Origin of the sequence: Pedobacter westerhofensis, from assembly GCF_900182595.1 — a bacterium.
GTDB classification, from domain to species: domain Bacteria; phylum Bacteroidota; class Bacteroidia; order Sphingobacteriales; family Sphingobacteriaceae; genus Pedobacter; species Pedobacter westerhofensis.
This window is the reverse complement of sequence record NZ_FXTN01000004.1, coordinates 270,293-283,161: the sequence shown is the minus strand read 5'-3', so window position 1 is coordinate 283,161 and position 12,869 is coordinate 270,293. Positions and strand designations below refer to the sequence as shown.

13 protein-coding genes are annotated in these 12,869 nt (G+C 44.7%); 7 read left to right on the top strand and 6 right to left on the bottom strand.

The window, feature by feature from the left end; genetic code table 11:
* The first annotated feature begins 56 nt into the window (after positions 1-56).
* From FN831_RS09225 to FN831_RS09210, 4 genes are all read left to right on the top strand, one after another.
* Positions 57-908 (top strand): AraC family transcriptional regulator, encoded by an 852-nt coding sequence (locus FN831_RS09225; protein ID WP_142527936.1) that lies wholly within the window; start codon positions 57-59, stop codon positions 906-908.
* Between the two features lie 76 nt (positions 909-984).
* The gene (locus FN831_RS09220; protein WP_142527935.1) at positions 985-1,677 is read left to right on the top strand and encodes a ferredoxin reductase domain-containing protein; all 693 of its coding nucleotides are present in this window, start codon (positions 985-987) and stop codon (positions 1,675-1,677) included.
* A gap of 100 nt (positions 1,678-1,777) precedes the next feature.
* The gene (locus FN831_RS09215; protein WP_185960438.1) at positions 1,778-2,473 is read left to right on the top strand and encodes a GNAT family N-acetyltransferase; all 696 of its coding nucleotides are present in this window, start codon (positions 1,778-1,780) and stop codon (positions 2,471-2,473) included.
* Positions 2,474-2,548: 75 nt separating this feature from the next.
* On the top strand, positions 2,549-3,052 hold the full coding sequence (locus FN831_RS09210) for a DUF892 family protein (RefSeq protein WP_142527933.1): 504 nt from the start codon (positions 2,549-2,551) through the stop codon (positions 3,050-3,052).
* Between the two features lie 122 nt (positions 3,053-3,174).
* On the opposite strand, the gene FN831_RS09205 is transcribed toward FN831_RS09210, so the two are convergent.
* From FN831_RS09205 to FN831_RS09180, 6 genes are all read right to left on the bottom strand, one after another.
* Positions 3,175-4,281 (bottom strand): AI-2E family transporter, encoded by a 1,107-nt coding sequence (locus FN831_RS09205; RefSeq protein ID WP_142527932.1) that lies wholly within the window; start codon positions 4,279-4,281, stop codon positions 3,175-3,177.
* Positions 4,282-4,383: 102 nt separating this feature from the next.
* Positions 4,384-5,712, bottom strand: coding sequence for an OmpA family protein (locus tag FN831_RS09200; RefSeq protein WP_142527931.1), 1,329 nt, complete (start codon positions 5,710-5,712; stop codon positions 4,384-4,386).
* 183 nt (positions 5,713-5,895) lie between these two features.
* Positions 5,896-7,644: an ATP-binding protein gene (locus tag FN831_RS09195; protein ID WP_142527930.1), complete on the bottom strand. Its 1,749-nt coding sequence runs from the start codon at positions 7,642-7,644 to the stop codon at positions 5,896-5,898.
* Between the two features lie 102 nt (positions 7,645-7,746).
* The gene (locus FN831_RS09190) at positions 7,747-8,592 is read right to left on the bottom strand and encodes a transporter (RefSeq protein WP_142527929.1); all 846 of its coding nucleotides are present in this window, start codon (positions 8,590-8,592) and stop codon (positions 7,747-7,749) included.
* Positions 8,589-10,319, bottom strand: coding sequence for an FAD/NAD(P)-binding protein (locus FN831_RS09185; protein WP_142527928.1), 1,731 nt, complete (start codon positions 10,317-10,319; stop codon positions 8,589-8,591). Before FN831_RS09185 ends, FN831_RS09190 begins: the two co-directional genes overlap by 4 nt.
* Positions 10,320-10,434: 115 nt before the next feature.
* Complete coding sequence (locus FN831_RS09180; protein ID WP_142527927.1) at positions 10,435-11,034, bottom strand: DUF1543 domain-containing protein; 600 nt, start codon at positions 11,032-11,034, stop codon at positions 10,435-10,437.
* 145 nt (positions 11,035-11,179) lie between these two features.
* Between FN831_RS09180 and FN831_RS09175 the strand changes: the two genes are divergently transcribed.
* From FN831_RS09175 to FN831_RS09165, 3 genes are all read left to right on the top strand, one after another.
* Entirely contained in the window at positions 11,180-11,827 is a 648-nt protein-coding gene (locus FN831_RS09175) for a hypothetical protein (protein WP_142527926.1), read from the top strand.
* Between the two features lie 141 nt (positions 11,828-11,968).
* Complete coding sequence (locus tag FN831_RS09170) at positions 11,969-12,331, top strand: response regulator (protein WP_142527925.1); 363 nt, start codon at positions 11,969-11,971, stop codon at positions 12,329-12,331.
* A 116-nt stretch (positions 12,332-12,447) separates the two neighbouring features.
* Positions 12,448-12,774: a hypothetical protein gene (locus tag FN831_RS09165; protein WP_142527924.1), complete on the top strand. Its 327-nt coding sequence runs from the start codon at positions 12,448-12,450 to the stop codon at positions 12,772-12,774.
* Positions 12,775-12,869 lie beyond the last annotated feature (95 nt).

Here is a 12,869-nt window from a genome sequence, read left to right as displayed (position 1 = left end):
CAATATGCAAATTATCCTTCGCTTTTATCAAAGCATAAAATTACTAGCTTTACATCATGGCGCACATCCCGGTACATATTTTACAGGACAGAACACCAGATGGGTTACAGATCCGCTATATGGATCAAAAGCACATGGACAAAGAGGCAGACACGATGGGCTTACACCGTGACGACCACTATATTTTCTTTTTGCTCGAAGGCGGTACAGCATCACTGATGATTGATTTCAATGAGGTGAGCATGACCGGAAGTGTAATTTACTATATCCTTCCCGGTCAGGTGCATTACCGGATCCGGCCGGAAGCTGCTTCAGGCTGGTTCATCGCCATTGATACCGCGCTGGTTTCGCAGGAGTGCAGAAAAATCTTTGAAAGCCAGCTGATACTGCAGCAGCCCTATGCACTGAACACGGTGGAACAGGAACAATGCAGTTCATTATTAAGGCTGCTCACTGAAAAATATAATGCTGAGGACAACAATCCCTTTTATATGACCATCGTGCAGGCTTTGCTGCAGTCCTTTTTAGCAATTGCAGCGGGGTATTACAGCCAGTCGGTAGGCTTAAACCTAAAAGCTTCACGGCCGGCGCAGATTACCGGGCAGTTTAAGCAATTGCTCAACAGTGAACTGGGAAAAAACAAAAGCCCGGCAGCATACGCATCCATGTTAAACATTACGGAGTCCTATCTCAGCGAAGCGCTTAAAAAACAAACAGGCTTTACCGCAAGTTACTGGATACAGCAGGAAGTGATCATGGAAGCCAAACGCCTTTTGTATTACAGCCAGCTGAGTGTGAAAGAGATTGCCCATACCTTAGGCTATACAGATCACTCCTATTTCTCGCGGTTCTTTCGCAAAGCGACTGGAACGCCCGCAATTGCCTTCAGGCAGAAATACCGTAAATAGTCCTATCATTACATAGATTTCCCTCTTTCAGAGACCATGAAAACGCATTTCCTTTGTATGAGCAAAATCATACAACATGGAAATATCTATTTTACAACAAATAAAAAACAAAGCGGGAAAATTAATCGAAAGCCAGTTACTGAAAAACGCTGAGGTGCTCGATGTGCGTACATGGGAATCATCAGGCCTGGTAGAACTTGAGCTGCACCTGCCAAATGTGAATATGCGCGACTGGAACCAGGTGCCCTACATCAAACTGAGGGTTGATGATTTCAGTTTCAGGGATTATACCCCCTTTGGATGGGACGCAGAAACAAATACCTGCTCGGTACTGATTGATGCCGATCATCAGGGCCCCGGGAGCCGCTGGGCAAAATCCCTGCAGAAAGGTGATACTGTTTTTTACCTTGCGACGGACAGCACACGCCAGTCGCCCCACCCTACCGATTGTGTAGTTGGCCTGGGCGATGCCAGCAGCATCGGCCACCTGCTGGCGCTGCAGCAGTTAACCGTACCTGTGAGCCGTTTTGACAGTGCCCTGGTCATTGATAATCCATTGACAGGTCAGCTGTTATGTGAAAACTATTCGCCGGCACTAAATACTGTGCCCAGCCTGGAGGAACTGTCTGTATGGCTGATCAATCAGGGTTACAGCACGGCCCATACATGGTTTTACCTGATTGGCAATCAACAGCTGGTGATCAGCCTGCGCAGGATCTTAAAGGGTATGGGGCACAGCAATATCCGCGTAAAAGGTTTTTGGTCTTAAAGAGGGCTGGAGAAATTGGTTGGCCGACTGCGGAAATCACCATATTTGGGCAGACATCCGTTCCTCGATTCAGGTTAGATTTATAAAAAATATGTTTAACATGACAACTGATGATTTAAGCGTTTTAGATAATCCATTATGGCATTCCCTTACCACCATCCACAAGCAGTACTGTACCGGTGAAGGAAAGATAAGAGTGGTGTTGCCCGAAATATTCCCCTACTTTGCGATCGAAAACCCGGCGGCAGAAGACCAGCTGGGCCGGATCATCCCCTGGCTTAAAGCCGGCGACCATCTTTCTCTGCTCGGCGCGATTCCGGCCCGCATTCCCGAGGCGTTAAAACTTGACTACAAGTATGAGATCTTTCAAATGATTGCCGACAGGAATGAATTATTGCCCGAAAGCCTGGACGCTGCGATTGAACGCATAGAAGATAGCGACGAAGTACTGGCGATAAAAACTGATGTTGATCCTCATTATTATCAGCCTGACACCTTCAAACTGGGCCGTTTTTTTGGCATCAGGGATCACAACAAATTGGTTGCTGTAGCCGGAGAACGGATAAAATTACCTGGTTTTACAGAAATTAGTTCTGTCTGTACCTATCCTGAATACCGGGGAAGGGGTTATGCAACACAGTTGATCACGCATTTACACAATCTGAACCTGAAGGAAGGATATATCCCATTTCTACATCTGACCAAAGACAATCCCTCCATCAGACTTTACGAAAAACTGGGTTTCAGGATGAGAAGCAGTCCCTCGATCTGCAGCTTTAGCCTGGAGGCAACCTAATTTGATCAGCAGGCGTTTATTTTTTAAAACAATGCGGTCGTTGATGAGTTAGAGTTATAATTAACCCTACATACTTTGCAAACAATTGACATCAACAACCTGACTGAGGTTTTTAAAACCTGCCTGAGCGAACAGCTGGCAGCAGAGAAGAAATACATCAAAGCATTGGAGAAGCTTCCCAAAGTGCTGCTGACAGACGAGCTGAAAAGCGCGATATCGCCGCAGGCTACTGATATTGAAAGCCATATTTCAAGATTATCACGCGCACTGGAGGCAGTAAAGCAGAAACCGCAGGCAGCAATCTCATCCATTGATGAAGAACTGTTGAACATGCTGAAAGCGGCCACAGGGAAAGGTACCTCTCTGATGAAAGATATCCAGATGATGCAGACGTTAAAACTGATATTTACAGTAAAGGTTTCCCGATATGAGTCATTGTACCAGATGGCGGCAGCTTTGGGCCACGAAGAATATGCCCCGCTCCTGGAACAATGCAGTAAAGACAACCAAAATACTTTTGCCTATCTGAACCAGGTTGCGCAAAACGTGATTTATCCGGAGCTGCAGAAAACTGCATAAAACAACAAAGAGGCTGTATCAGCCTCTTTGTTGTTTTTACTTGCCCCCCCAAGGGATCACTTCAAATATTGAATTCTCAGAGGCTCAATATCATCAATACACTGCCTTTTTCAAGTCAACCGCTATTTCCTTTTAGCTGTAAGCTTTGTAGCCAGTTTATTCTGCTTTAATTCTTCATCACCAAGGATAATCCCCCATGATTCCAGTCCTTCTACCCTGTCGAAAATAATCTTCAGCACGGCGATCACCGGAATCGAAAGGAACATGCCCGGGATGCCCCAGATCATTTCCCCGATGATTACACCAAGCACGGTCACCAGTGCATTGATCCTTACCTTAGACCCTACTACCACAGGCAGCAGGATATTGCTGTCGATCAGGTGCGTAATGATCAGTGTGACAATCACAAGGATCACCTTGGAAATTACTGTGGCAGTGGCAAAGGTTACCAGCGCACTGATTACCAGTGCAGAGAAAATACCGATATAAGGGATAATGTTAAACAATCCTGTAATCAGGCCCAGTAGCACAGCATATTTAATACCCAATACCCAAAATGCAAGGCATACAACCAGCGATACAATTGCTGCCTCGATCAGCAAACCAATGATATATTTCCTGATCATATACTGAACACGTTCAATGATATCGTGCACAACTGCTTTATTCTCATCTAAAAACACAGAAATGAGGAACCTCATGATCAAACTGCGGTAAAGCAGGAAAAAAAATGTATAGATAAATGTAAAGACAAAAAACAGCATCAGTGACGACAATGACAACAGTGTTGCGCCCAGTACCGTAGTGCCGGAGGCCATCACCTTACTCGTAGCCGAATGTACGTAAGTAAGCTGCTTGTTTGCATTCACATGAAACGTTGCAGCAATCCAGTCCTGCAGGCTGTCCAGTGTTTTAAGTAGTTGCTGCTGAAACTGCGGCCAGTCGTTCGCCAGATCGCTCATCTGCGATCCGATCACATAGAGGATCAGACCGATCCCACCCAACAGCAATAGGATCGAGATCATCGACGCTGCACTGCGCGGAAGTTTTACTTTTCTCTCCAGGAACGTGGCCAGGGGTAACAGCAAAATAGAAAACAGGCAGGAAAAGATCAGAGGTGACAAAATCTCTTTCGCCACGATGGTGATGTACACCAGGATCACAAGGCTGATCAGTATAGATGAAAGCTTGATGTGAAAAGGTAAATTTTTTGGTAGTTTTAATTCCATGAGATCATTTTTTAGAGCGAAATAAATATGCAGAGCGGTGACTGCCGGATAAAATTAAAGCCTGCAAAATTTGCAGGCTTTAACGTTGAGTTTATTTACTGATTAATACAGTGTGAATTCTACTCTTCTGTTTTTCTGACGTCCAGCTGCTGTTTTGTTTGTAGCAATTGGTTGGTTTGGTCCGTAACCTGTAGCTTCGATACGGGATGGGTTAGCACCCTGAGAAACCAGGTAAGATTTAACCGCTTCAGCTCTGTCTTTAGACAAGCTTAAGTTTAAAGCCATAGAACCTGTGTTATCAGTGTGTCCGGCTAATTTCAGGCTAAAGTTTTTCTCAACCAATAAAGCAGCAACCCTGTTTAAAGTAGTGTATGAAGTCGCTTTGATAGTAGATTTACCTAAGTCGAACTCTAAATCTCTGATCGCTTCGCTTACAACTTTACGATCTGATTCAGTAATGATCACTTTTTCTTTGATCACTGGTTTAGGTGCTACTAAAGGACAACCTGCTCCGTCAACTACTGTATTAGCAGCTGTTCCGGCACATTTGTCGAATTTGTTTGCTACACCGTCCATATCATCATCGCCCATATCTTTTGCATATTGTTCCTGATCTCTCAGTCTGTTTTGCTCAGATGTAGATAGTGCTCTTCTTAACTCAGCACTTTCTGCTGCACTTTCCTCACGGATGGCTGCGACGGCACTGTAGTTTTGCAATTGGGAAGTTCCTCTTTTACCAAGGGCGATCTCAACACCCGCATGTGCATAAGAGAATTTATCATTTGATGCGCTGCGCACACCATCAAAGTTGTTGGTTTTCATGAAGCTCACTGTATAACCTAAATCGATGTTTACACCTTTGGATACACCCAGTTTGAAACCTGCTCCAACTGGTACAAACCAGTTTTCGTTATAACCTGTGCTTGCGCCTGCTGGTGTGTTCTGTACATTCGCGCTTGACGACATGTAACCCGCACCTGCAGTAACATAAGGAGATAAGAAATTACGTTTTTGGTTTAAGCTCAGGTTAGCGATGGTAAAGTTTGCACTCACTGCTGCTGACCAGTCGATTTTAGTTTCGAAGCTGCTGTTGTCCTGTGCTGCTGTAGGCGAAGGCAAATCGTTAGATCTGAAACCTTTTACTTTACCAGCAAGAAAGTCTGCCTGGATACCAAATCCCGGAAGGATTTGTTTCTTGATATAACCTCCGTAACCCCAGCTTTCCTGCGGTGTGCGGAAATCACCGTTAGAACTTCCGTTGAACGGAGTATAGTGTGTTAACATTCCACCGTTAAGGCCGATAGACCAGGTGCGGAAATCTTTTTTGTCGAAACGTTTTGTCGTGTCAGAATTCATGTCCTGAGCAAACAGGGAAGTTGATAATCCTACTAAGGACAGGATCAGTGCTGATTTTGTAATTTTGGAAACCATTATTTCTATTTATAAAAGTAGATTGATACTTCCACCTTAGAAATAATTCAGCCACACAACTCAGGCGTTTAAAATAAAGGGAATAACAGGCCTGATTGTATGTTTAGACGTCGTTAATGCTTGCTGGCCTGCCTCAAATGCCCTTGCTTAAAGTGTATGGTATTTTATACACTTTAACCAGTATTAGCCTGAAACAGGCAGGCTAAACGAGAACACTGAACCTTTGCCCAGTTCACTGTTTACCCAGATTTTCCCATCATGTCTTGCGATAATCTCACTGCAGAGATAAAGGCCGATCCCAAAACCATTGATGGTTTCTGTGTCAGCAGACTCAACACGGTAAAAGCGGCTGAACAATTTACTGCGGTCGGCCTCGCCAACCCCTATTCCCTGATCTTTGATATTGACCTGAAAGGTTTGTCCCATACTGACACAAGCCACCTCTATCGTACTGGCAGGAGCAGAATATTTGACGGCGTTGCTGATCAGATTGGTGATCACCTGACCAATCTTGTCGCGATCGGCACTGATAAAACAACTTTTAACAGGTGCAAAGATGATATTGTGGCTGGCGATGGTGGCCGTACTTTCTTCTTCTGCCTCGGCAATGAGTCCGGCCATATCAAACCGCTGCTTATCAATATGGATTTTTCCTGTCTCCAGTCTTTTCATATTGAGAAAACCATTGATCATCGTTCCCATCTTTTTTGTCTGGCGGTTTGCTTTGTCAAGCAGTGAAACCGCGTAGGCATCCTCATTTCTCCTGGCCTTTACAGACAGCATCTGGATATAGCCGTTCATTGAGGTCAGCGGTGTTTTCAGCTCATGGCTAACCATGCTGATAAAGTCGTTTTTGCGCTGGTCGTCTTCTTTCTGTTCGGTGATATCCATTACCGTCCCAGAAAAATATGATTTCCTGCCATTTTCGGCAGCATTCAGTTTACCTGTTGCCCGTACCCAACGTAATTTCTGGTTTCTTGGACTTACAATGGGATATTCAAGATCATATGAACTGCCCGACTGAATGGCAAGTTCTACAGCACCGGCTACTTTTTCCCTGTAGTCTTCCCTGATCTGTATGATGGCCGCATCGTATAGCATTTCTTCATCTGCCTCATAGCCAAAAAATTCCTTGAGGCGGTCTGAGGGAACAAATTCTCTTGTTTCTGCGTCAATATACCATAAACCTAGCTGAGCCTGTTCGATAGCAATTTCTTTCACCTCCTCACTTTCACGCAGCTTGATATAGGCAGACAACAGGTCTTCCTGGATCTGCTGAAGTTCAATATTAGTTGTAGTGAGCTCTTCGTTAGAAGCAAGCGCCTCCTCATAAGCCAGCTCAATCTTCACATTGAGCTCTTCGATCACCTTGTGATTTTTTTCCTGCTCAATCAGGTACAGCTGCTGTTTTTCTGTTTCTTTAATGGAAGACAGCCGCAGTTCGATCTCATCCATGATGATCTTTGCAAGGCTCTGTAAAATCTCTCTGTCTGAATCACTGAATGTCCGTGGGGTTTTATCGATGATGCAGAGGGTGCCAATCAGAAATCCGTCATGCGTAGTCAAAGGGGCACCGGCATAACATTTAAGGCCAAAATCTCCTGCAACATTGGGGTTTGTGAGCAAACATGGTTCATCGGCGGCATTTTCAAATACAGTCACCTCCGGCTGCATTACAGCCAGGGAGCAGAGGCTCACACCTCGTGAAGTTGTCCTGGCCCTGCCCATACCGATATTGGCTTTGAAATAAACCTGTTCAGCATCTACAAGGGATACCAGGGAAATCGGCACCTTAAAGATCTGGGTAGCAAGCCTGGCCACATTGTCAAAAGAATTTTCGGGTGGAGTGTCTAAAATCTGGTATCGTTTTAGCGCTTCAATCCGCTGGGAGTCGTTTTCGGGAATGATATTCATTCCGAACGTATTTTCCATGTATTAGCTAGTTGTTATTGGTGTAACACCATTAACACATTTTCGTATAGTATGTTATCGGAGAATGACACATATTGTAGCGCTCAGGGTTTTAGCAGGCTACTAAAACCTGAACGAAGTACCGATAAAGTAATTTTTCTCTGCATCAGACTGCAGGCCGTAATTTAACCCGGCATCAAGCTTAAAGTTTTTTGATACCTCTACCTGTGCAGATGCATTGAGGAAGTTAGACCAGTGGTGCTTTTTAAAGTCGTACCGGTAATAAGTTTCAGCTATACCTTCAAGGTTTTTAACGATATCATGACTGATGGTGAGCGACTGGAGCAGTTCTGTGTGCATGGCACTCTCTTCAGCATCTTCCAGCCTATCGGCTTCTACCTGGCTTCCCAGGTTCCACTCACCCGACAACCTGAACAGCATCGGGACAATAATGCCGCCTTCGTACTTACTGTCATCAGTATATCTTGCTGTAGGGAACTTGATATAGGGCAAAACCGCCAGGGCAAAATTTCCGCCGTCATTTCCGAGGATATTCTGTTTGATACGGATATTGACATCCCCGATACCATGTCCACGGCTTACCTCCCCTGTTTGCAGGTCGGTTTCCTTTTCCGTTACATAGGTTTGGAAACCAAACTGTATGGATGTATTCTTTGCGAGGCCAATTTTGAGGTTGCCCTGATTGAATAACATCGTGTTCTGCTTACTGAGCTCTCCTTTTTCTGTTTCCAGCCGGAATAAATCTGCTTCATACTGTATATGCCCGGCATCAATGGTAAATGGAGATTCCGTCACATCGGGGCGGTCGGTTTCCATCTCCCTCATTTGAGTTTTCGGTACAGGGTTAAAGAGGCTGTAGGGTTTGATGGCCTGCGTTTGTGCGCTGAGCATAGCGGGAATACCGAAGAGCCCTGAGGCCATCAGCAGACCATAGAATGTGATTTTCATAGATGGAGATCGGGAGTCAGTTGCAGGATACTCTTGATGATGGTTGATGAAGCAGCTTCGCAGAAGTCGAGACCGGAGTAGTCGGGATTAAAGCCCCCGATATATGGCACCGCCATCATATAAATCCGCTCGTTTAAAGCATTGTATTCATCCATGGCCTGAAAATTATCATTGATGGTAATCCCCGGAACTTTCAGGTAGTAATTGCCGCTGGTATCCTGTGCTACGTGCTCATTGCCATTTTCCATTGCGGCCCTGCCCGCTGAGGGATCTTTGAACAGCAAACGCGCCGGGCTTACTGTTTTGCCAGAGCGCAGGCCTTCGTAGGGCAATTCCTGGAATGACATATGCGGCTGGCCTACACAATCGACAAAAGTCTGGTAGGGAACAGCATGTGGCACTCCTTCTTCATCAGTATAATGGTACACGATCCCGCCGCTGCCCGGGATCTCAATATGGCTGTCGTCACCAACCGACACCAGGTCCAGCACCCCCGCATCGTGCAGTGCCAGCAGTTCTTCAACGGAACTTTGTGGTACAAATGCGATGACGATAGAGATCAGCGGCATCAGCACCTTCTGCAGGCGCTGCATATCTTCGGCCGAAAAATATTTGGCGGGATAGTTCATGGCAAAGCTGAGCACAGCCAGCATTTCTTTCCAGTAAACAGACTCTTTTCTTTTGATTGATTTTGCTGCTTCTGTATATTCTGCTTTAAATAACTGAAATGGTGCAAGGCGTTCGCGCAGTTCCATCATTAAGGCTACGAAAGCTTCGATGTCCATCGCCGCTATCTGCGCATAAAACTCGGGTTGCCGGTCTTTAAGCAGGTCCTTAAAGTTCTTCTCAAAGACATAATCCAGCGAAAGGAAGCCACCGTTTGCCGCCCTGTTGCTGTTCACTTCTTCTTTGCTCAGTACAGCTTCTTTCTGCAGGTGAGAGTCTTCCAGGTGAAACCTGATCGCCGGCAGCATGCCGTTGCGGGAATGCATCATGATGCTGAATCCTGCACTATCCTCTGCGGGATGATAGCTCAGCGTACCGTCCTCCCCTTTGATAAATGTTCCGTTGTGCCTGGCCAGTGTTCTGATCGCATCGATAGCGGTTAATGATGATCCTTTCACCGCCACTGCATGGTTTACTTTGAAAGCCAGCTTGGCCGGAGGATAGGGAGAATCAAAATATCCGGGCACTGTTCCTTCATGTTTAAGGGGCCAGTTATGGCCGGTGCAGATAATCACATGGTCATATTCAAAATGCTCCTGTCCCCGTATCTCCACCACTACGGTTTCGCGTTGCGGATGATCAGTAATGTCTGTCACCTCGCTGTTAAAGTAAATGTTTGTGGCAAGCCCTGCGCCTGCTGCTTTTTGTTTGAGCAGGCTGAACTGTGCGGACAGGTACTGGCCGAACAGCAATCTTGGAAGGACTTTATAATCGTTAAAATGATCTGCATCGATATGGAAATGACGCAGGGTCTCCGGGGCTACCGTCCGGATCCATTCGGCAATAGGCGTAACCAGTTCCGGGATCTCATTGCCCGAAACATTGGTGATGTGCTCATCATTGGCACCATCGGCGCTGTATGGCATTCCTGCCCCAAGGCTTTTTTTTCTTTCAAAAATATCTATCGTGATATCTGTCCTGTTCGCATCAACGAATCTCTTGTACATGAATAACCCGCTTGGACCACCTCCAAGAATAGCAATGCGTTTTTTATCTTTCAATTGATGTAGTTTATAAGTAGCGTGTGTTTGGATTTTAGAAATTAACAAAGAATGCCGGGTTTAGTTTTAACAGTTCTCAGCTCATTCATACGGTGATACCCCAGGCTCCGGAAAGCTACAGTTTATCAAGTTTAAAATAACCCAGGTGTACCTTATCCTCAGCAGGATAATCATCGGTACCATGAGTCTCCGCCGGACTGATGATAATCTGGTAGCGTTCCTTCTGTGAGGCGCTTAATATTTCTTCAATTTTATAAATATCATCAACATCAATCCCATATTTCTCATCGATGTGCGAATTGGCACCTTTGATGGTGTTCTTTTTGAAAAACACGGTTTTCTTGGCGTGTTGGGTAGCCAGTGCACGGTCGTCCTGCACCGTTAAAACAATATAGTGCTGCTCTTCGAGCTTGTTTTCCTGGTAACCGCCCAGGTTGATAAAGAACAGGCTTTTTTGGTCACTATCCTGGACATTATCTTTTAATACTGCCCTGATCCGGTATCCTTCAACATGGTTTACTTCCCTCCAGCCATCCAGATGGATACTGTTGCCGGCTTCGGGCCAGAATGCCCTGATCTCAGGAACCAGTTCCTTTAAGGAGCGCGCTACACCAAAAAAATAATCGTGTTGTTCAACATTGCGCTGAGGGGCTTTGGAACCCAGTAACAGCATATAAAGTTTGAGATCAGCCAGTGGCTCAGCAGAGATGTCCATGTAATATAAATTGTTGTAATCGATGTATTCTTAAAGGGAAACAACCAGCATCATGCATCATTTGTTTGCCAATTGACGGGCTGATTTCATTAATTAGCAGTATATTTAACTTACATACACATGAATGAGGCCAAATATTTATTTTATGAAAGTTTCCAGAAATGACCCCTTCGATTTAAATCTTTCCGTCAGGGGCCTGGGTGTGAGCATCACTTATATGCATTCGGATCTGTATGAATACATGTACTACCTGACTTTTAAAAGAAGTATGAAATCACACAGCAGGGAATTCAGGAACCCCTGGGAACAATCTATTGACCATCTGGATTTTTTTGGGCAGACTGACGATCCCTTTGTGCAGAACATGTACAGTGCTACAGGAAAACTGATTGAAGCAAAGTACGAACTGTGTATCAGGTGGGGAATTGATGAAGAAGAAGATCTGATCAATGAGGATATTCTTGTGCAGTCGCAACGGTACCAACCCTATCTGCTGATGTTTAAGCGCTCTAAAAGTTATAAGAAGCTCCTGGCATATTATGAGCGCGCCTTAACCGACTTTATCAGCTGCCTGTATCTCTACGCCTGTGCTTACACCGCGCAGAGCTTTAAAATCCCTCAGGTGCTTAAAAAGCAGTTTGATCTTCCTGAACCGGAACAGCTCAGGCTGCTGAACCAGGATGACAATACCGTGGCCCTGCTGAAGGACCTGATCAGTGGGCTTAATCAGGACCTTGCAGCGCTGAAGATCCTGATGGATAAAAAATATAAAAGGCGAGCCACCGGGGACTAAGAGTGTATAACTAAATGAGGTAAACAGTGCCTCCATTATTGCATTGATCATACCTGTATTCCACAAAGTGGTAGAAAAGTCCTGAACATTTTTGTGAGACATCTTGTTCTTTCTTGGATAATCTGAATCAACTGTATTCCTATGTGCTTAAAAATAATGGTCATTGAAGACGACGCTGAAATATTATATATCGTTTATGTACTCTTAACTGAGGAAGGCCATAAAGTAATACATTCATCAGATCTGGAGATCATTAAAGAGGTAAACACGATCCAGCCCGATGTGATACTTATGGATGAACTGCTGGGAAATGAAAAAGGCAGCGAGGCCTGTAAGGCCCTGAAAGCCGATACAGCTACATCACATATTCCGGTGGTAATGATGTCTGCACTTCTTGGGATTGAAAAAATGGCCGCAGAGGCTGGTGCAGATGGTTTTCTCAGGAAACCTTTTCACCGGGAGGAGCTCAGTGCAACGGTTAGGCACTGGCAAAACAAATCTTAAAAATCCTGCAAAATATTTTTTTTTGCTTGTTCAATTGTAGAAATTATGTACTTATTATTGATCAATGTTCATATTTTTGTGCTTTGTTCATTCAATTAGTTACATTAGTTTCCTCTATGGTCTTAAATAAAGAAAAAATAAAACTTAATAAGGTATTATCCTCATTAACAGATGTTAACTCGTTTAACGAACCGAACCTGCTCATCGTTAATGAAGGATTTATTGAATATGCAAAGATCATCAGGGTACTGTTCAAAATCAGCCCCAATGTGTTTGCCAACCTGTACAACTATGACCTCGCCGAAATCAGGGGACACAAAAGGCTGCTGAAAGAAGATTTTGCTGATGAAGCGCAGCAGGCGCAGTTTAGTTTATACCGCGATTCGCTGGTTCATGCAACTGAAAGCGCGATTGAATACATTACCGATTACGTCTTACTGTAATTACCATTTTTTCTATTTCAGATGCGAAGTATTTTGCAGCTTCAGCATATCCAATTCCATTTACACGATCTTACTGCCAGTCCGATAAATAATAC